The following is a 19,856-nucleotide window of genomic DNA, read 5'->3' as shown; positions in this document are numbered from 1 at the left end:
GAGGTGTGAAGATGAAGCTAAAGTATGTTGTGTTATTGATAGCTATGGCGTTAGTTTTAGCTGGGTGTAATTTCCAAGCAAGCCAATCCGACGAAGGTGGAAAATCATCGGGGAAAGTACCAAAGCGTATCATTTCATTGATGCCGAGTAATACAGAGATTTTATATGAACTGGGTTTAGGAGATAGGGTTGTGGGCGTATCGACGGTAGATGACTATCCTGAAGTGGTGAAAGAGAAAGAACAATTTGATGCCATGAACTTAAATAAAGAGGCATTGATTAAAGCACAACCTGACTTGATTGTTGCACATGAGTCACAACGTGCATCACAGGGGAAGGTGCTCGAAAGTTTGAAAAAAAGTGGGATTAAAGTTGTTTATATTACAGATGCCAAATCAATTGATCAAATGTATGAAACTTTCATGCAAGTGGGTGAAGTGACTGGTAAAGAACAAGAAGCGCAAGCACTCGTTAAAGAAACAAAAGCCAATATTCAAAAGGTCATTGACAGTATTCCTAAACAGAAAAGCAGCCCAAAAGTATTTATTGAGATTGCATCAGAACCAGAGATTTATACAGCAGGACATGGCACATTCATGAATGATATGTTGAGCAAATTAAAGGCAGAGAATGTCTTTGCAGATCAGTCTGACTGGCCAAAAGTAGACAAAGAGCAGATTATTAAAAAGAATCCCGATATCATGCTTGCAATGTCAGGCGTGACAACGAAAGAATATCAACAAATCGTTGCACATCGCGGTGGCTTTGATAATGTGACAGCCGTGAAAAAAGACCGTATTAAAGCATTAAACGATGATTTGTTGTCTCGCCCAGGTCCACGTTTGGACGATGGTATGCAAAAATTGAGAGATGCCATTTATGAGTAAACATAGTGGAAAAGGCTTCATAACTTTGAGTATATGGAGTCTTTTTTTGATAGCGGTTGTCTGTTATGCATTATGGCATCACCTTGACTGGCAAGATCCATTGACAAGTACCTTGATATGGCAAGTAAGGCTACCGCGAATTCTATTGGCACTTTTTGCTGGTATGGGATTAACGGTTGCAGGACAAATGTATCAACTTATACTCAATAATCCTTTGGCAGATAGCTTTACATTGGGGTTAGCAAACGGGGCAACAGTCGGGGCGGCACTAGCAATTTTTCTAGGGCTTCCTTTCTTTTGGATTGCACCTTTTTCTATACTGCTAGGATTGCTTACACTTATTGGCGTAATGGGTGTTGCACAATTGTTAACGTCAGGGTATCCGACCAAGTCTTTAATATTGTCAGGCATTATGATAGGTGCATTGTTGAATGCGGTATTATATTTACTAGTACAATTAAATCCCATGCGCTTACAAAATGTTTTGGGATATTTATTTGGTGGCTTTTCATCTGCTGAGTATCGCGAAGTGCTGTACATTTTTGTCGTACTTATAGTGGTTGTAGTAAGTTTATTTTTGTTAGTACCACACATTCAACTTTTACAGCTAAACATCTTGTCGAGTGCAGCTTTAGGATTACATGTGCAGCGCTTGTCTCTAAGTGTTTTGGGGCTGGCAACTGTACTGGCAACGGTTATTGTAGGTTACGTAGGGGTGATTGGTTTCATCGGCATGGTGATTCCACAGTTTGTGCATCGATCAGTATCTGGATCACTCTACTACAAAATGACAATGAACCTTATTATTGGTGGAGCGGTTATGGTATTGGCGGATATTCTGGGCACGCAATTGTTTGCCCCGATACAATTACCCGCAAGCATCATTCTGGCATTGTTAGGTATACCTTTGATGTTCTATTTGATGATAGTTGAAGGACGTCGAGGGATTCATTAGTATAGAAGATAGGGATTATAAATAGAAAGCGTTGAGGTTAATAAATGAACGTATCACATATTAAAGCAATTATATTTGATCTGGAAGGTACTTTACTAGATCGTGAAAAATCGCGTGAGAAGTTTATTGAAGAGCAGTATGAGCGTTTTCACGATTACTTTGTGCGTGTACAAGCTTCGGATTTTCACAAAAAGTTTATTGAGTTAGATGATGATGAAGATCATGACAAACCAGATGTTTATAAAGAAATCATTAAGCAATTTAACATCGATCGTCTTAACTGGAAAGATTTGTTTCGAGACTTTGAAATGCATTTTTATCGTTATGTTTTTCCGTTTCACGACACGCATTATACATTGAAAAAGTTGCAACAAGCTGGGTATAAAATAGGTGTCATCGCAAATGGAAAATCAAAAATCAAGCAATATCGTATTTATGCATTAGGTATTGAGGATTATGTTAATTACCTTTCGACTTCAGAAACAGTGGGATTTCGTAAGCCACATCCAAGCATTTATGAAGACATCTTGGAGAAGTTAGAAGTGACACCACAAGAGGTTATGTATGTCGGTGATGATGCATTGAACGATGTAGCACCCGCACATGCAATGGAGATGATCAGCGTATGGTATCGTCATGAATCACATGAACCTGAACTGGCACCGCTTGAGTCAGAAATGGATTATGAGATTACATCATTGGAACAATTATTAGATATATTAAACATACCTAAGGAGGGACTATCAAATGGAACTATTTAGAACATCTGATGGAACAGCGATTAACTATCGCTCAATGGGAAAAGGATATCCAATTGTTATGATTCATTCTGTTTATATGAATCATACAGTATTTGAAGGCATAGCCCAACGTTTAGCAAGATATTTTCAAGTGATTATGATTGATTTGCGTGGGCATGGTTATTCAGACAAGCCATTAAAAATTGACTTTAATCAATTTGGCCAAGACATTAAAGAAATCATGGACTATTTATATATTGAGAGTGCAACTATTATTGCTAATGAACTAGGTAGCTCTGTTGCCCTAGATCTTGCTGCACGTCATCCACAAATGGTCAAAGAATTGATTTTAATCAACCCGACGATAGAAGACGATATGTTACCACACGATCGACTTTTTAGAAAGTATGCTGCTAAAATTCGTACATGGGATAAGAGCGAACAAAATACATTTTTAGATAAGCATTTGTACTACTCAAATAGAAAAGTCCGCAAGTTTTTGAAGAATGTCAATGACTCTGTATCATTGCTGACTGACTATGAATCGGCAGCTGTTGATAACGCATTTCTAAATACAAATGTTAAGTTGTTATTGCCTAATATACAAGTGCGTACATTGGTGATAGGCTGTCAGGCGAATAAGCGCGTTACACCATTGGAAGCAAAAGAAGTTGCTGAGTCATTGCCAAACGCAACATTTTCATTATTTAAACGCTCGGGTGTTTATCCATTTGTAGAAGAAAAAGAAAATTTCCTCAAAGTAGTTAAAGACTTTATGCATCAGACGACACATCATATGGAATTGTAACGTTTTTGTAATCTGACTGTTATTGTTTAGATATTTAAGTTATACTGAATATAGTAAGTAAATAAACAGCACTAAAAAAGGAGTGTATGTTTGATGAAGAAATACTTATGTGTCTTAATGGTATTAGGTATGATGATAGCATGTTTGGGTGTTACACCAGCACAAGCAGCTACTGGCAATACGATACAGTCGGTGAAGGCGTTACAAACAGGTGATCAAGTATTAGAAAGTGTGAAAATTGGTCAGCGTATGAAAGATGTGATACGCACAAAAGGTAAAGGCATTCACACGATGTCAGCATATAGTGATGAACAATATTATGAATACCGCACAGATGAAGGGCTATTGCGTATTACAGCCAATAATAATAAAGCAACAGCAAAGGTCATCCGTGTGTCAATGAGTTACAATGAAGTGACTGGACCAACCTATCAAGAGGTGCAAAAGCAAGTGCACGACACAGCAATTCAACGTGCACATTATAATAATGTAACGGGAAATACTGGCTATATTGCAGATGGTAAGGTGTCATATCAATTTACAACAACACACCCAAAAGATAAGCAATTGAAGTTATATCGTATTGATTTGGAAGCTTAGTTTTGTGATGTGAGATTTCATATTAAAGAGACAGAAGTCGATATTCAATGACTTGCTGTCTCTTTAGCAATTAGAGTGTGTCAATATTAAGATAGAAATAAATATAGTGACGACAGTATCTGATGTTGCGTAAGGAGGATAGCTAAATTGTCAAAAATAAAAGCATCGCACTAAATACTGGCGTTTAGTTGCAATGCATAATATGTTTATAAGTTTCTGACAAGAGGACATGATGAGAGAAAATGATCGTGAACTACTAGAACGTGTAGAACAATATTTGATAGCCAAGGGCATTACACCTCGTGTGATTGGTGATGTGAAGGAAAATTTGCGGAAAGATATTCAAAAGTCTGAACAACAAAACATGGATTACATTGCATATCGTCAAAAATCAACGGCTGAAATTGTGCTGACGATTCAAAAGAACTTGTTTATTATGAATTTTAATCCGGTTGTTTTTTTCATGATTAACTTTATTTTGATTGCTTACCTTTACAGTAAACAACTTGTTCCATTTGGTGCGGTTACAGGATTGTTTATCGTATATGTGGTCGCTGTACTACCTATGTCAATATTGGTATATTTACGCATAAAGCACAAAAGTTATTTGTATCAGAATAAATCAGAACGATACTTGGGATTAGTTTTGGCATTCGGTGCGCTAGTTCTTATCTTGATGCACACGTTCGATATCACATTAGGTATACACATTGTAACGCAATATGCGCATATAGGTGTTGCTGTGATAGGTGTGTTTATAACTATTTATGGTATCTATCATAGACATTTTGAAAACACTGGTATCGGTCTGTTATTATTGCAAAAAACGATTGACATTATTGTGCCGGATACGCAACTCGCACAATATATTTCAATTGCACTATGGATTATGTTACTCGTGATGATTATTATTTATACGATTAACCTGTCATCGAATAAAGATATGGAGTAGTCAAAAAACCCTTTATTGAAAGTACATATCGCGCTTTCAATAAAGGATTTTTATTAGTTTGGTCTAATATTAGACTCTTTGATTTTTAAGTTGATTTGTTCTAATAGCGCATTAATTTTTTGACGCTGTTCATCATCAACCAAGATAAGAACGGTTCTTTCATCATGTTCATTACGACGTTTATTAAAGTAACCGTCTTGAGAAAGGTTCTTTACAGCTTTGACAACTTGTGGTTGTTTGTAATTCAAGTTGTTAATAATATCTTTTAAGAAATATTCAGACTCAATTTTATGGCTTAAATGCGTTAAAACGGCAAATTCTTCAAAAGTCATATGAAATTCTTTTTTTATCATACTTTTTAATTTGTCAGCATATGTTACCATTGATAAAAGTTCGAAACAATTTTTGATTTTTGATACAGTCATTTGCAATACCTCCTAGATAATACATCGGTAAAAATGCTTCACTTATACAATCGAGCACATCTATAATATGCAGATTGGTGGAGTGGGACAGACATCTCATTTTTCTATTAATGTCCCAGCCCTTTCCTTACAAAGATGACTAGAAGTTAAAACAGTTACCATGCAACAGTAACCGTCATATCCCAGTCCACACATTATAGCAAATTTATTTTGCACATTTCATAAAATCATAAAGAACTTAAAATATCATTGATATATTAGTAAATTTTTGAATACGAATATAAATAAATCTTAGATCTAATATGTTTTTATGATTGATGATGTCCGGTAATGAATATGTTATTTTTGCGTATTGTATATGGATGTAGAAATGTGCTTATTACAAAGGAGGTGTCATTTCTAAGAGTAATAGATGGTTGGTCTCTATGACGCATTTGTATGCAATCAAATGGTCATATCCATTCAAGCATATTTAGTATGTGGTAGTAATAACAATAAGAAACATACATGAAAAAAGACCAAGTTAAACGGGTTCGAAGTTACTTGATTTTTAATGCTGTTTCATTAGGATTTCGGACAATTTTCTCACCAGCAAATATCCCGCTTTTTATTATAAGTTGCTCATTTATTTTATCATAATTTATTATACGTTTAACATATTTCCCGTTTTTATGAATCACAACATAATTTTTTTCTAATAAAATATCTGATGGTAACATCATTTTTGGTTCTCCTAAATTAATTGTAAAATGTGAGCCAATGGGGTAATTCTTATTAGTCTTAATAATGGTTGGATAATAAGAATTTTGGGTGTTAGAATCAGGAGTGGAAGATGGCGGCAATATAGTAACGATGTGCCCTGTAACGCTTTTTTGCGTTGTTTTTTGAACTAATGAAACATTTTTTTGCTGCTGTAATTGAAGATAAATGGGCTCAGGTAAATTAGTTAAAATATGTTGTGTTTTTGATTGTATTTCTAATATTATTGAATCTTTTTTTGAAGGTACAAGTTCATGCAAACGCACGATTCCTTGAACAGGAGTTTGTATAGTTGTATAGAGTTCTGTCTTCAGTTTGACTAATTCGCGCATACACTCATAGGCTTGTTTCGGCGTTGTAATTTGCTTAGAAAGCGCTGTTAATGCGCTGATTTCGGGGATTTTAAGTGGATTATAATAGGTGAGAAGAGGCGTTTCTTTGGAGATATACTGACCGTCTTTGACATGTATTTCATGTATTTGACCATATTGAGGCTGAAAAATGACTGAATAGTTATAGTCTGATTGCACAATCCCTGTTGTGTGATAAGGGAAGGTCAAGCGTGCTTCAATCGTTTGAATATCAGTGAGTTTCGAGAGGTAATAGGCATAATACGTGATGGTACTAATGAGTGTTAAGAAGAGGAAAATAGCGGAGAAGTTCAGTAATAATTTGGTCTTTTTAGTCATTATAGACACCTCTTTCATCGGGAATATATTCATTATACAAATGATATATTAAGAAGCAACACGAGGAATATCATCTTTCCAATGATTTTTGATGCGTATTTTTAATATTTTGGGCTATGTTTTGGGTACTTCATATCATCATGATTTATCGGAGAACTGTTACGATAATCAAAACAAATATCAGGTGCGAAAACTTAGAAGTAGATACGTTCACACCTGATCGCTTGATTAGTGGATGAATTGAATTAAACTGATGGCAAACAATATAATGATAAGTCCCAGAATACGTTGTTTACTTATCTTTCGTGGCGTAATACCAAGTAAGCCAAAGTGATCTATTAACAAGCTTGTGATAATTTGCCCTAACATAACAGTAATCAGTGTATATGTGACACCTATCTGAGCGGTTAATATGATTGTCGTTGTAACAAAGAGTACACCGAGGAGCCCACCAATAAAGTACCACCAGCGAAGTGGACCGAATTGTGCATGTTCATGCTGTATTTGATAACGACGATGTACAAGCGCAGTGATTACAAAGAGTGTGAGTGTGCCCACTGCAAATGAGATGAGTGCCGCAAAAAAAGGTGAATTGAGCGATTGTCCTAGTGAACTATTAATGGCCGCTTGGATAGGGGGTGCACAACCAAAGATGAGCCCCAGTATCAGCCAAAGGACGACATTTTGTGTAGATTGCTTAATCCTAGGGTGACGTCGTTGAATATTCATCAATGTAATGCCAAGGATAAGTAATGTTAAGCCAATGCCTTTAATTAATGTAAAAGGTTGAGGTGTCACATTAAACCAACCGAATGCATCGATAAGACAACCCATGATTAACTGGCCAGTGATGGTTGTGACAACAGTTAAAGAGGCACCTACTTTTGGCAATAGTAATAAATTGCCAGTTAAAAAAAGAACGCCCATGATACCTCCAACGAACCATGTATAATCTAGCTGGTAAGCAGTCAAAGCATGTAGTGATAAATAATTGGGATGTAAAATAAGTGTTATGAGTACTAAACATATCGTCCCGACGAAAAAAGAAATCGTCGAAGCGTAAAAAGCAGATTGTGTATAATGACTGAGTCGGGTATTAATAGATGTTTGAAAAGGAATAACCCCACCAGCAATGAGTCCTAAAATTATAAATGCGATTAACATAAAACAATACTTCCTTTTAGTATAGTAATCAGTTAAGATTATTATACAGTTTATTTGCAATTTGTGGGGTAGAAAACTTTTGGAACAAAGTGAAATCCAATGAATGTTAGGGTATAGATAAACATTAATGAATATATAAAACGACTGTGGATGGTCAATAAATGAGACAGAAGTAAAGGTATGGTGATAGTCATTGGCACAATATGAAATCGTCCGTGTAATGAATGACCAGATGTTTTTTGTGAATGTTAAGAGTGTGACAGAACTATGTGTAGGGCAATATGTCGAAGTGCTTAATCCTGCAAAGTCGTATAAGACATTGTCAAGAGTGATAGAAGTGTATGACAAATACGCAATTTGCGAGAAACTAGGGAAACATAAAGTATTTTATGGTGATGAAGTACGCTTTAGACCAAGATATAATTGAAACAACGAAAAACAGCGATGCATCTGATTGTGCACCGCTGTTTTTGTAACTAGAAAAGGACTGTGACTGTTTTGTCTGTCAATTGAGCTGTTTTGACTTGAATGACTTGTGCACCTAGTAAAGATAACACATTGGATTTAATCATCTTATCTGCTTCAGTGACTACGAGTTCTTTTGTTACGTTATGTTCAATCTTTGGTAATGATAGACGAACAGGTTTTTGTTCTACTGTGTCAAAAATAATATCTAGCGTTTTCGTATTCATCATTATGCACTCCTTTATCCTTTGATTATAAATGTCTTTACAACTTCAATCTGATCGTAGTGTTCACCAGTTAAAGTTGCAATCGTTTCGGCAAACTTGCGTAAGTCATTGGTTGTAGCTTCTGGATTTAAGTTGTTGATCTTACGTGATGTGTTAGTCGTTTTACCGTTTGGGGCCGTATGTGATTGCGTCAAGATAATTGAGATGTTTTTTGTATTCATGGCTTATGCCTCCTTTCATAATATATATCGAAAAGAAATGCATAAAAGGGACAATGTAATACAAAAATTTTTCTGTATAACATGTAAGCGTATACGTTATTGGTAGGTATGATATCGTAGTATTTTGTAACTTTAAATATTAGCGTATTCAAAAAAGTCATTAAGTAAAATGTCTTTCATGTTACTTAAACATCATTTATTATTATATAAGGAACATATGATTGAGGTGAGTAGAATGAATTGTGTAGATCCTATTAAGTGTCATAATGATATACAGAAAATGTATCAATGGTTAAAAACACAATCTGAACGAGACTATTTATTATTCAAGTTTGCAATTCATACGGGTATAAAGTTAAGTGAATTACTCAATTTAACAGTGGCAGATATTATGCCTAAGCATGGTGAAGTGATTGCATATTGGACAGGATATCTGCTTCAGGATGTGCAAGTCGTTCTACCAGACACACTGAGAGAAGAATTGCAGGCATATATTGTGGCAGAAAAGCTAGTTCTTCATGACTTGTTATTTCAGTCGAAGAAAACTAAAAAGGGCTTGAGCCGTCAACAAGCATATCGCATTGTTCATGCAGCAGCGAAAGAAGTAGGGATACCTCGCGTAGGACTTACGACATTGCGTAAAACGTTTGCTTACCATACATATCGTTCAGGTGTATCCATTTCGATTATTCAAAAGTATTTGGGACATCAAACTGCGCAAGAAACATTGAAATTTATTGGCGTTCCTAAAAAAGGTACCTATCATACGATGATTGCGCTTAATTTATAAAAAAGTCGAAGGAGGCATAGAGATGTTAGTTGGTTTGCTCATTACATTATTAATCGTGATGGCAATTTTGATAATGATGAAGAAATGGCATACAAAGCAATTGCCAGGTTATATCGCCTTGCTCGCACCATTAATTGCTTCAGGTGTTTTTATATCTCAAATCCCAAAAGTTTTAAATCATCATTATCTTATTGAAATATATCAATGGTTACCAAGCTATGATATCAATTTAGTATTGCGTTTGGATGGTTTAAGTCTATTCTTTGCGCTACTTATTTCTCTTATTGGTGTGGCTGTGTTTTTTTATGCAACACAATATCTATCTTATAAACACGATGACTTGCCACGATTTTTCACCTATCTTGTTTTATTTATGTTCAGTATGATCGGAATCGTACTATCAAATAATACGATTATATTGTACGTTTTCTGGGAGCTAACAAGTGTCTCATCATTTTTATTGATTAGTTATTGGTACGACCGTTCGGAGAGTCAAAAAGGTGCAATGACATCGTTTATGGTAACAGTCTTTGGGGGACTGGCGATGTTTGTCGGTTTCATCATGCTGTACGTCATGACAGGAACCAATACCATTACCAAACAGATTGCTATGCGTGAAGAGATTGCGATGCATCCTCTCTTTATACCAATGATTGTGATGTTGCTGCTCGGTGCATTTACCAAGTCGGCACAATGGCCATTCCATTTTTGGCTACCTAAAGCAATGGCAGCCCCTACACCAGTTAGTGCTTATCTACATTCCGCTACAATGGTTAAAGCGGGCATCTTTCTCTTACTGCGTTTCACACCGATACTAGGGTATAGTGACTTTTACGCTTATAGTGTGACATTTGTTGGATTATTAACGATGATTTATGGTTCATTTACTGCGATACGTCAAAGTGACTTAAAAGGTATTCTTGCCTATTCTACAATTAGTCAACTAGGGATGATTATGTCAATGGTCGGACTCGGTGGAGGTATTGCTAAAGCGACAGATACTGTGATGGTTGAAGCTTATGCATATGTACTGTTCGCAGCAATTTTTCACTTATTTAACCATGCATTGTTTAAAGCGACACTCTTTATGGGTGTTGGGTTGATTGATCATGAGGTGGGGACACGTGATATCCGTTACTTGGGTGGCTTGCGTCGTTATTTACCATTAACGATGCTTGCGATGTTTGCGGCGTCGCTATCTATGGCGGGGTTCCCTTTATTCAATGGTTTTATTAGTAAAGAGATGTTCTTTGAAGGGCTTATACATGCCTATAAATTGAGTGCGTTTAATCAAGTACTTACGGTTGTAGTTGCAACAGTAGGATTTGTAGCAAGTATTTTCACATTTGTTTATGCGTTAAATATGATCAAAGTAACGTTCTTTGGTGAAACACGCATCAAAAAACATCTACATGAGCCTAAATTTTTTATTGTACCAGCAATGATTTTAGCGACTTTATTGCCAGTCATTTTTGTTATTCCAAATACAATTGGTACGTATATTATTGAGCCAGCGTTCTTAAGTGTTGTGTCGAATACTGAAAAAGCAGAATACGCGCCACATCTGGCAGCTTGGCACGGTTTCAATATGCCACTGGTAATGAGTTTAGCAGTGATAGCCATTGGGACTGTGATTGTATGGCGTCTAGATTTGATGAAGTATGTGATTCAAAAAGAGGAAAAATGGTCAATTCCGAAAATGTTGGATTACTCAGGACATTCTTTAGAAACATATTCAGGTTGGGGCTTACGTGCACTTATGAATAACCGTCTCAACTATTATATTATTGTGACTTTTGCTTTTTACTTCGTGATTAATATATATGGTTTGTGGCGTGTAGGTATTCCAGAACTCTATCGTATTGAAGTGACAGACTACCACATCTTCCATGTATTGTTACTTGTGACGATTGTCTTGATTGGTTTGGCATTAATTTTTATTCGTCAACGTTTGACAATGGTTATTTTAACTGGAGGAATTGGTTATGCGATAGCCTTATTTTTCATCTTGATGCGTGCACCTGACTTGGCATTGACACAATTGGTTACAGAAACAATTACAACTGTGCTATTTATCGTGAGTTTTTCACGCTTACCGAACATTCCGCGTGGTCAGTTTAATTTAAAGCGCGAGTCAGTTAAAATTATCGTGTCTCTGATGACTGCTATTACAGTGGTTGGGTTAGTCTTTATGATCCAACAAGCTGATGCACTGGAAACGATTTCTGTCTTCTATCATGATGCTTATGAGAAATCAGGAGGCAAGAATATTGTCAATGCTATTCTAGGTGACTTCCGAGCACTGGATACGATGGCAGAAGGACTTGTGCTCATAATTGCCGGATTCGGTATTTACACATTGTTAAACTTTAAAGATAGGAGAGGTCAAGATGAAAGAGAATGATTTAGTATTAAAAACAGTCACACGTGTGGTTATGTTTATCATTTTAACGTTTGGCTTCTACCTATTCTTTGCAGGGCATAATAACCCAGGTGGTGGCTTTATCGCTGGATTGGTTATCAGTTCGGCATTTATACTGATGTTTTTAGCCTATGATGTTGGGAAAGTTTTAGAAGCTTTGCCAATCGATTTTCGTCAATTGATGCTTATCGGTGCATTGTTCTCGTTAGGGACTGCCGTTGCACCTGTGTTTTTCGATAAAAATATTTTATATCAAACAGATTGGTATGTGGCGTTTCCATACTTTGGAGAAGTTCACTTGTCGACGATTACATTGTTTGAATTTGGTATTTTACTTGTCGTTGTCGGTGTGGTTGTTACAACAATCCTATCATTGAGTGGAGGGCGATCATGAATATTATCTTACTAATTGTTATCGGCTTTTTAGTATTCATTGGAACGTATATGGTGCTCTCTCGCAACTTGATACGTATTGTTATCGGTATCGCTATATACACATATGCGGGTAACTTAATCATTATGAGCATGGGTGAGTATACATTAGATAAGAAGGAACCATTGATTGTATCAGGGTACGAGAATTATGTTGATCCATTGTTACAAGCCATTGTATTAACCGCAATTGTTATTGGATTTGCGATTACAGCCTTTTTACTCGTACTTATTTACCGTACATTTAAAGTAACTAAAGAACATGAAATTGATGTTTTAACGAGAGGTGAAGAAGATGAATGTTAACTTACTAGCACTGCCTCTCTTATTACCACTTGTCGGTGCATTGTTGGTCGGGATATTCAATAGACAGGTAAAGCTTGCGCGTCGTCTATCTCTATTTATATTATTTATTGGATTTGTTACGTCTCTGTACATGTTAGTCTATGTCATGAGGCATCATGCGATTGTACTAGACTTTTCAGGCTGGCCAGCGCCATTTGGCATACAATATGTCGGTGATGCTTTGAGCTTACTGCTTGTGACAACTACTTTCTTTGTCGTATGGTCAATCGTCATGTTTGGATTTGGACGTGGTGAGAAACGTGCGAGTCGCTATTATCTACCATCATTTATTCTCTTTCTAACAACTGGTGTCATTGGGTCGTTTTTAACATCCGATCTCTTTAACCTTTATGTTATGTTCGAGATTATGCTATTGGCGTCATTCGTATTAGTGACACTCGGGCAATCAGTAGAACAATTGCGTGCGAGCATTGTCTATGTTGTTCTAAATGTTATTGGCTCATGGATTTTTCTTGTAGGTATTAGCATGCTTTATCGCCAAGTTGGGACATTGAACTATACGCATATCGCTATTCGCATCCAAGAGATGGATGATCCAACAGCAATACATCTTGTTGCTATGTCGTTTGTTGTTGCGTTTGGTTCCAAAGCGGCACTGGTGCTATTTATGTGGCTGCCTAAAGCTTATGCTGTATTGAATACTGAACTTGCTGCGTTATTCGCTTCATTGATGACGAAGGTTGGAGCATATGCTTTGATTCGTTTCTTCACACTTATTTTCAATCAAAGTGGAGATGTGGTAGAACCACTGCTTGTAGTTATGGCATGTGTGACAATGGTTATCGGAGCGATCGGTACCATCGCCTATAAAGATATTAAAAAAATAGCAGCATACCAAGTTATCTTATCTATTGGTTTTGTTGTGTTTGGATTAGGTACGAATACAGTTGAAGGAATTAATGGTGCAATCTTTTATTTGATGAATGATATGATCGTCAAAGCATTGCTGTTTCTAGTTATTGGTATCATTGTGTATACTACTGGTTATCGTCAATATCGTTATCTGAAAGGTTTAGCGAAAAAAGAACCATGGTTGGGTGTTGCGTTTATTGTAGTGACACTAGCAATCGGTGGTGTTCCGCCATTCAGTGGTTTTCCTGGGAAATTATTAATTTTCCTTGGTGCAGTAGAACACCAACATTATGTCGGTTTGATATTGATGATTATGACAAGTCTGATAGGAATGTTTAGCTTATTCCGTATTTTCTTTTATATGTATGCAGGGAATGAAGCAAGAGGGGCTGTTATTGACTACAAACCGATTAAACCCGTACGCAAACATATTATTATGTTTCTAACAACTGTTGTCTTATTAATTGGTTTAATGGCACCAATGATTATTCAAGTAACAGAGCTTGCTACCAAGATGAATATGGATGTACAAATATATGAAGAAATGGTTAATCCAGACTTGCGAGGGGGTCATTAGATGAGACAAATTGGTTTGAATATGATGATCGCTATTTTATGGGTGTTGTTTCAAGATGAAGATGCTTTTCGTTTTCCAACATTTGTCGCAGGTTACTTGATTGGACTTATCATTATCTATTTGCTACATAGGTTTTTTGATCAGGAGTTCTATCCTAAAAAACTATGGGTATCTATTAAGTTTTTATTAATATATCTCTATCAGTTGATGACGTCGACTTTTTCGATTGCGAACTATGTATTATTCCGAGAGAAACAGATGGCACCTGGGCTTGTGCGCTATGAGACAAAGTTACAAACGGATTGGGCGATTACTTTCCTCACTATCATGGTTATTATTACACCAGGTTCAACAGTTATCAGAGTCGATAGAGATCCGAATATATTTTTAATTCATGCGATTGATTTGACAGAAAAAGAACGCAAAAATTTATTGAAGAGTATTAAACAATATGAAGCACTTATATTGGAGGTGACGAAATGATTTCAGTATGGACACAATTCTTTTTATCAGCCGCGCTTGTATTATTTGCTGTGTCACTTGTTGTTGCTTTGTTTCGTCTAATCAAAGGACCTACCACTGCTGACAGAGTTGTAGCATTTGATGCCATTAGTGCAATCGTCATGTCTATTGTAGGTGTGCTGAGTTTATTGCTTGGAACATTCTCTTTCTTGGATTCTGTACTCTTAATTGCGATTATTTCGTTTTTGAGTTCTATTACGATTTCTCGCTTTATTGAAGGAGGGAATGTGTTTAATGGCAACAGTAAACGAAATCATTAAACTTTTCGCTGCAATTATGGTGTTTGCAGGGGGGATTATCGCATTAATCAGTGCAATAGGGGTTGTAAGATTTAAGGACGTCTTCTTACGTATCCATGCAGCAACTAAAGCATCAACGGCTGCAGTGATGCTAACACTTGTAGGTGTATTTATCTACTTTATCTTTTCACAAGGCTATGTGAGCGTTCGTACATTGTTAGCACTGGTGTTTATCAATATTACTTCCCCTGTCGGAGGTCATCTTGTATCGCGTGCTGCATATCGAACAGGTGCTTATATGTACCAAAAAGAAGCCAATACAGATGATACAGACTTGAATAAAGATGATATAGATGAAGAACAAAAACGTCAGATGCGTATTGAAAAGCGTGCCAAACGACGTAAAAAAATATATTCACGCTTAGATTAAGACTAAGATAAACAAAAAGCAGTGCCCTTCATAATCTCGTGAAGGGTACTGCTTTTGTGATTGTTATTGATGATTTTTAACCATACTTTGATGGATTGTATCGATATTGCTTTCCATCATTTTGTAGTATGAGTCACCATTGCTACCTTTTTTACCAATGGAATCTGTGTAAACAGTACCATAGATTTTGGCACCTGTTTCTTCACCAAGACTTTTCATACTCTTGTCGCTAACACTTGTTTCAAGGAGTAGATTTTTTATGTGATGTTGTTTCACAAAGTCAATCGCTTGTTTCATTTGTTGTGGTGTTCCTTGGTTTTCTGTATTGATTTCCCAAATATAGCCAGGTGTAATGTCGTATTGTTGTGCGAAATATTTGAAAGCACCTTCACTTGTAATCATGGCACGCTGTTCTTTAGGAATATCTTGGAATTTATTTTGACTCTTTTCGCTTAATTGTTCTAATTTTTCAATGTAAGCATTACCTTGTTTTTCATAATCTTTTTTATGTGCATCATCTGCTTTAATCAATGCAGCCTGAATGTTTTTGGCATATTGAATACCATTTTTAATACTTAACCAAGCATGTGGGTCAATCATGTCTTCTGATTTTCCACCTTCTTCAAGATAGATTGGTTTTACAGATTCTGTTGCACGTACAACAGATTTGTCATCAAGTGATTTGTCTGCTTGTTTCAATGCTTTTTCAAACCAACCATTCCCACTTTCTAAGTTGAAGCCGTTGTAAACGACAACATCTGCGTCCGTAAGCGCTTGGATATCTTTCGGTTTGATTTCGTATTCATGAGGGTCTTGTCCGACAGGTACGATGCTATGAACTTCTGCTTTGTCACCTGCGATATTTTTAACCATGTCTGCAAGAATTGAGTTCGTTGTGACCACCTTGACTTTGTCATGTGACTGATCGTTGCCAAAACTACATGCTGTTAATACAAGCATTAAGATACATAATGTAAGTAATCGTTTGATCATGTTGTTTGATACGCTCCTTTATGATTAGAATGAATGACTTTTGCAAAGATGAAAGTGACTGCGTATAACAATGTTGCGATAAGAACAATCACAGCACCACTTGGCAAATTAAACTTATAGCTGAGATAGATGCCAAAGGTTGCACTGATAACACTGTAAAGGCAAGACGTTAGCATCATAGTTGATAACTTATTCGTGATGAGATATGCCGTTGATGCAGGTGTAATGAGTAAGGCAACAACTAAGATGACGCCAACAGTTTGCACACTCGCTACAATAACAAGTGCTAATAACAGCATTACAAAATAATGAATTACCGTTGTATTGAGTCCGCTCATTCGACTGAATACTGGGTCAAGCGTTGAGATTTTGAGTGGACGATACAAGATAATGATGAGTGTAACGACAATGACACTCACGATTAAAGTTGTGTAAAAGGCAGATTGTGTAATTGCCAGAATGTTACCAAATAGAATATGGTATAAATCTGTTGCACTATGTATCACACTGATGAGAATAATCCCTGATGCTAAGAAAGCAGTGAATGTAATACCAATTGCTGCATCTTTTTTAGTCTTAGATGCATCTGAAATATACCCAATCAAAATACTACTTAACATCCCAGTAATCATTGCACCAATAAACATCGGTATGTGAAACAAAAACGAAAGTGCGACGCCTGGTAATACGGCATGACTCATGGCATCACCCATTAGTGATAAGCCACGCAGAATGATAATACATCCAACAATACCGCAGACAATGCCCACTAGAACAGCTGTTAACATAGCACGTGACAAGAATTGGTACTCAAAGAGATGTTGAATGAACGGCACGCTGAACAGCCCCCTTTCTTTGAGAATTACCATCTTCAGATTGTGGCAATTTATGATTGCTTAAAAAGACGGATTCAATATGTTCAGGTTTTAAAGCCTCAGCACTATCGCCAAAAAATTGTACAGATTGGTTGAGCAGTAAGATGCGATCAAAATATTGATCAGCAGTTGCCAAGTCATGATGTACAATTAAGATGAGCTTGCCATTTGCCTTCAGTTCTTCTAATTTGTTAAGAATGATGGCTTCACTCTTGAAATCAATACCAACGAATGGTTCATCGAGTAGATACATTTGGCTATCAGACATGAGTGCACGTGCGATAAAGACACGTTGTAGTTGTCCACCACTTAAAGAATTGAGAGGACGCTTACGTATGTCATAGAGAGATAACTCGTGTAACAATTGATCCCTTTTGTGTTTCAAATGTTTAGGAATGCGTTTGAACCAGCCGGCATCTTGATAGCATCCTGATAGAACCAAATCCGCTACATCAATCGGAAATTCTAAGTCGAGTAGTGACTTCTGTGGGATATATGTGATATCTGTCAAGCATTGTTTAATCGGTTGTTGATTGAGTGTGACAGTCCCTTGAGCAGGTAGTTCTCCAATAATTGACTTAATGAGTGATGACTTACCGCTACCATTGGGACCCATAATGCCAATCATTTCACCATGAAGTGGTAGTTGCAAATTGATGTCTTTGAGGACATGTTTGCGACCTAAATATAACTCTAAATCTGTGATGGAGAGCATTTTAACACCTTCTTACTTATTGTTTAGGTAAACCTAACTATATCATATTATATACTGAAAATTACTAATGTCAATGCATTTCGTGATACAATAAAAATAATCTGTACAAGAGGTGAAGGTATGTTAACGGAAGAAAAAGAAGACTATCTCAAAGCGATTTTGAGTCATGATGGTATCAATACTTATGTGTCTAATAAAGCAATCTCTCAGTTTTTAAATATTAAACCCCCCTCTGTGACCGAAATGCTTGGTCGATTAGAAAAAGAAGGATATGTAGAAACTAAACCTTATAAAGGTGTGAAGTTGTCATCGGTCGGGTTTCGTTATACTTTGGATATCATTAAGCGTCATCGGTTAATTGAATTGTTTCTGATAGAGGTTTTAGGTTATACGTGGGAAGAAGTACATGCAGAAGCTGAAGTATTAGAGCATCGTGTATCGCCATTATTTGTTGATCGTTTAGATGCGCTATTACATTATCCGGAGACATGTCCACATGGTGGAATTATTCCTAGAGATGGGGTATACGAAGAATTATATCGTACATCGCTATTGGCATTTAACGAAGGGGATACAGTGACAATTCGTCGTGTTCGTGACAAAACGGAATTACTCGTTTATTTATCAAGTAAAGCGATGTCTATAGGCGATGTCGTAACGATTAAACGAAAAGATGAGATTAACAAGGTGTTAGAGATTCAAAACAAACAAGACACAGTGATTCTAAGTTATAGTAATGCTGCGGTGATTTTTGGTGAGAGACAAGAAGATTAACAAAATGCGTACATAAACAGTGAGTTGAATTCATTGTTATGTACGCATTTTAAGTATACATATTTTATAAAAAAAGCTGTTTACATAAAAAGTAAATACTCGCTGCATTGAGTAAAATCCATAAGGTTGAGAAACATAATGTCGGTACATGCGTTAAATCACGCAATGCAGTTCCGTCCCAATTCGGTTGTGGGCGTGTAAATGTGAGTTGTGCGATTGTAATAGACGATTGAATGGTTTCGCCCAATAAAGTGCCGAGTAACCAATGGTAAACGAGCATATAGATGAATGAATAATTTTGAAGATTTTCTGATTGTAAGCCGAGATAGACAATGCTGCATAATAAAATGATAATGATGAAAGGTGCCATCTTTCTAGAGGTCACAATTGTGAAATATAGAAAGATTCCGATATACAATAGAATAAAGATAACACCTTGTCCTTTGCTCTGCATAATTAAGCCGATACTGAGCATAAGAGGTGGCATGATGTAGCCGCCAAGTGTCGTGAAGGTTTGTCCAATACGACTTTTACTTTGAGTGACTGCATAACCTTGTTGTCCAGTTGCTTGACGTTCTTTACGAGTCATAACAACGACAAAATCAACGACACGCCCCCCACTTAAGCGATTAAATAGAACGTGACCAAACTCATGAGTCAGAACGGGTAAATAATTGAACGCAATACTGAGCATGGATAGGGTGGGATGGCTACGATAGTAATAACTTAACAAATAAGTAGCAGTAATCACCAATAACAATAATGTTGAAATAGGAATTGGCGAAATGAGCCATGTGTGTTCATTCATAGACTGTAATCCTTTCTATAAAGACATAATTAAACAAATTATAACGTTAATAAATGTTAAGCGCTACAGACTTAGGACCTATTAGATAATTTGGAAAGGGCACGGTTACATTGACATGCTGAGGTGAATTTTGTTGTATTACATGGTAAAGTAAAAGTAATAAAAATAT

The 19,856-nt window shown here is 36.4% G+C and carries 25 protein-coding genes; 16 read left to right on the top strand and 9 right to left on the bottom strand.

Going from position 1 to position 19,856, the window contains the following annotated elements:
* The first annotated feature begins 11 nt into the window (after nucleotides 1-11).
* From NXS11_RS06320 to NXS11_RS06295, 6 genes are all read left to right on the top strand, one after another.
* Nucleotides 12-887 carry an ABC transporter substrate-binding protein gene (locus tag NXS11_RS06320; RefSeq protein WP_259199884.1) on the top strand — a complete coding sequence of 292 codons (876 nt, stop codon included), beginning with the start codon at nucleotides 12-14 and terminating at the stop codon, nucleotides 885-887.
* Nucleotides 880-1,842 (top strand): FecCD family ABC transporter permease, encoded by a 963-nt coding sequence (locus tag NXS11_RS06315; RefSeq protein ID WP_259199883.1) that lies wholly within the window; start codon nucleotides 880-882, stop codon nucleotides 1,840-1,842. The genes NXS11_RS06320 and NXS11_RS06315 overlap by 8 nt, the downstream gene beginning before the upstream one ends.
* A gap of 44 nt (nucleotides 1,843-1,886) precedes the next feature.
* Complete coding sequence (locus NXS11_RS06310; RefSeq protein ID WP_259199882.1) at nucleotides 1,887-2,603, top strand: HAD family hydrolase; 717 nt, start codon at nucleotides 1,887-1,889, stop codon at nucleotides 2,601-2,603.
* The gene (locus NXS11_RS06305) at nucleotides 2,590-3,390 is read left to right on the top strand and encodes an alpha/beta fold hydrolase (RefSeq protein ID WP_259199881.1); all 801 of its coding nucleotides are present in this window, start codon (nucleotides 2,590-2,592) and stop codon (nucleotides 3,388-3,390) included. The genes NXS11_RS06310 and NXS11_RS06305 overlap by 14 nt, the downstream gene beginning before the upstream one ends.
* A gap of 93 nt (nucleotides 3,391-3,483) precedes the next feature.
* Nucleotides 3,484-3,990 carry an SA0570 family protein gene (locus NXS11_RS06300; protein WP_259199879.1) on the top strand — a complete coding sequence of 169 codons (507 nt, stop codon included), beginning with the start codon at nucleotides 3,484-3,486 and terminating at the stop codon, nucleotides 3,988-3,990.
* 232 nt (nucleotides 3,991-4,222) lie between these two features.
* Complete coding sequence (locus tag NXS11_RS06295) at nucleotides 4,223-4,942, top strand: hypothetical protein (RefSeq protein ID WP_259199876.1); 720 nt, start codon at nucleotides 4,223-4,225, stop codon at nucleotides 4,940-4,942.
* 53 nt (nucleotides 4,943-4,995) lie between these two features.
* Here NXS11_RS06295 and sarA read toward each other — a convergent pair whose 3' ends face one another.
* From sarA to NXS11_RS06280, 3 genes are all read right to left on the bottom strand, one after another.
* Nucleotides 4,996-5,367 (bottom strand): global transcriptional regulator SarA, encoded by a 372-nt coding sequence (gene sarA, locus NXS11_RS06290; protein WP_259199875.1) that lies wholly within the window; start codon nucleotides 5,365-5,367, stop codon nucleotides 4,996-4,998.
* Nucleotides 5,368-5,906: 539 nt separating this feature from the next.
* On the bottom strand, nucleotides 5,907-6,815 hold the full coding sequence (locus NXS11_RS06285) for an efflux RND transporter periplasmic adaptor subunit (RefSeq protein WP_259199873.1): 909 nt from the start codon (nucleotides 6,813-6,815) through the stop codon (nucleotides 5,907-5,909).
* Between the two features lie 228 nt (nucleotides 6,816-7,043).
* The gene (locus NXS11_RS06280) at nucleotides 7,044-7,979 is read right to left on the bottom strand and encodes a DMT family transporter (protein ID WP_259199870.1); all 936 of its coding nucleotides are present in this window, start codon (nucleotides 7,977-7,979) and stop codon (nucleotides 7,044-7,046) included.
* 220 nt (nucleotides 7,980-8,199) lie between these two features.
* Here NXS11_RS06280 and NXS11_RS06275 point away from each other — a divergent pair, with 220 nt between their 5' ends.
* Nucleotides 8,200-8,406, top strand: a complete 207-nt coding sequence (locus tag NXS11_RS06275) for a hypothetical protein (RefSeq protein WP_373319385.1) — start codon at nucleotides 8,200-8,202, stop codon at nucleotides 8,404-8,406.
* 49 nt (nucleotides 8,407-8,455) lie between these two features.
* Here the strand turns inward: NXS11_RS06275 and NXS11_RS06270 are convergent, their stop codons facing one another.
* Nucleotides 8,456-8,671, bottom strand: coding sequence for a DUF2922 family protein (locus tag NXS11_RS06270; protein WP_259199865.1), 216 nt, complete (start codon nucleotides 8,669-8,671; stop codon nucleotides 8,456-8,458).
* 14 nt (nucleotides 8,672-8,685) lie between these two features.
* Complete coding sequence (locus tag NXS11_RS06265) at nucleotides 8,686-8,892, bottom strand: DUF1659 domain-containing protein (protein ID WP_259199864.1); 207 nt, start codon at nucleotides 8,890-8,892, stop codon at nucleotides 8,686-8,688.
* 235 nt (nucleotides 8,893-9,127) lie between these two features.
* On the opposite strand from NXS11_RS06265, the gene NXS11_RS06260 reads away from it, so the two are divergent.
* The 8 genes from NXS11_RS06260 to NXS11_RS06225 are packed head-to-tail and all read left to right on the top strand — an operon-like array spanning nucleotide 9,128 to nucleotide 15,522.
* Nucleotides 9,128-9,682 carry a tyrosine-type recombinase/integrase gene (locus NXS11_RS06260; protein ID WP_259199863.1) on the top strand — a complete coding sequence of 185 codons (555 nt, stop codon included), beginning with the start codon at nucleotides 9,128-9,130 and terminating at the stop codon, nucleotides 9,680-9,682.
* A 22-nt stretch (nucleotides 9,683-9,704) separates the two neighbouring features.
* Nucleotides 9,705-12,086, top strand: a complete 2,382-nt coding sequence (locus NXS11_RS06255; protein WP_259199862.1) for a DUF4040 family protein — start codon at nucleotides 9,705-9,707, stop codon at nucleotides 12,084-12,086.
* Nucleotides 12,073-12,498 carry a monovalent cation/H+ antiporter subunit B gene (locus tag NXS11_RS06250; protein ID WP_259199861.1) on the top strand — a complete coding sequence of 142 codons (426 nt, stop codon included), beginning with the start codon at nucleotides 12,073-12,075 and terminating at the stop codon, nucleotides 12,496-12,498. Before NXS11_RS06255 ends, NXS11_RS06250 begins: the two co-directional genes overlap by 14 nt.
* On the top strand, nucleotides 12,495-12,842 hold the full coding sequence (mnhC2, locus tag NXS11_RS06245) for a Na+/H+ antiporter Mnh2 subunit C (RefSeq protein WP_259199860.1): 348 nt from the start codon (nucleotides 12,495-12,497) through the stop codon (nucleotides 12,840-12,842). Before NXS11_RS06250 ends, mnhC2 begins: the two co-directional genes overlap by 4 nt.
* Nucleotides 12,832-14,331, top strand: coding sequence for a Na+/H+ antiporter subunit D (locus tag NXS11_RS06240; protein WP_259200060.1), 1,500 nt, complete (start codon nucleotides 12,832-12,834; stop codon nucleotides 14,329-14,331). Before mnhC2 ends, NXS11_RS06240 begins: the two co-directional genes overlap by 11 nt.
* A complete protein-coding gene (locus NXS11_RS06235) occupies nucleotides 14,332-14,814 on the top strand; it encodes a Na+/H+ antiporter subunit E (protein WP_259199857.1) in 483 nt (160 codons plus the stop codon).
* Complete coding sequence (locus NXS11_RS06230; RefSeq protein WP_259199856.1) at nucleotides 14,811-15,113, top strand: monovalent cation/H+ antiporter complex subunit F; 303 nt, start codon at nucleotides 14,811-14,813, stop codon at nucleotides 15,111-15,113. Before NXS11_RS06235 ends, NXS11_RS06230 begins: the two co-directional genes overlap by 4 nt.
* Nucleotides 15,088-15,522: a Na+/H+ antiporter subunit G gene (locus NXS11_RS06225; RefSeq protein WP_259199855.1), complete on the top strand. Its 435-nt coding sequence runs from the start codon at nucleotides 15,088-15,090 to the stop codon at nucleotides 15,520-15,522. Before NXS11_RS06230 ends, NXS11_RS06225 begins: the two co-directional genes overlap by 26 nt.
* A 63-nt stretch (nucleotides 15,523-15,585) precedes the next feature.
* Here the strand turns inward: NXS11_RS06225 and mntC are convergent, their stop codons facing one another.
* The 3 genes from mntC to NXS11_RS06210 are packed head-to-tail and all read right to left on the bottom strand — an operon-like array spanning nucleotide 15,586 to nucleotide 18,105.
* Nucleotides 15,586-16,512: a manganese ABC transporter substrate-binding lipoprotein MntC gene (mntC, locus tag NXS11_RS06220; RefSeq protein WP_259200059.1), complete on the bottom strand. Its 927-nt coding sequence runs from the start codon at nucleotides 16,510-16,512 to the stop codon at nucleotides 15,586-15,588.
* Complete coding sequence (locus NXS11_RS06215; protein ID WP_259199853.1) at nucleotides 16,512-17,384, bottom strand: metal ABC transporter permease; 873 nt, start codon at nucleotides 17,382-17,384, stop codon at nucleotides 16,512-16,514. Before NXS11_RS06215 ends, mntC begins: the two co-directional genes overlap by 1 nt.
* Nucleotides 17,326-18,105 carry a metal ABC transporter ATP-binding protein gene (locus NXS11_RS06210; protein ID WP_259199851.1) on the bottom strand — a complete coding sequence of 260 codons (780 nt, stop codon included), beginning with the start codon at nucleotides 18,103-18,105 and terminating at the stop codon, nucleotides 17,326-17,328. The genes NXS11_RS06215 and NXS11_RS06210 overlap by 59 nt, the downstream gene beginning before the upstream one ends.
* Before the next feature lie 120 nt (nucleotides 18,106-18,225).
* On the opposite strand from NXS11_RS06210, the gene NXS11_RS06205 reads away from it, so the two are divergent.
* Nucleotides 18,226-18,879, top strand: coding sequence for a metal-dependent transcriptional regulator (locus tag NXS11_RS06205; protein WP_259199850.1), 654 nt, complete (start codon nucleotides 18,226-18,228; stop codon nucleotides 18,877-18,879).
* Between the two features lie 64 nt (nucleotides 18,880-18,943).
* Here the strand turns inward: NXS11_RS06205 and NXS11_RS06200 are convergent, their stop codons facing one another.
* Nucleotides 18,944-19,687, bottom strand: coding sequence for a M50 family metallopeptidase (locus NXS11_RS06200; protein WP_259199849.1), 744 nt, complete (start codon nucleotides 19,685-19,687; stop codon nucleotides 18,944-18,946).
* Nucleotides 19,688-19,856: the final 169 nt, after the last annotated feature.

Source organism: Staphylococcus americanisciuri (genome assembly GCF_024814435.1).
Classification (GTDB): domain Bacteria; phylum Bacillota; class Bacilli; order Staphylococcales; family Staphylococcaceae; genus Staphylococcus; species Staphylococcus americanisciuri.
Note: the sequence above shows the minus strand (reverse complement) of the source record. Positions and strands in the feature narration are given on the sequence as shown.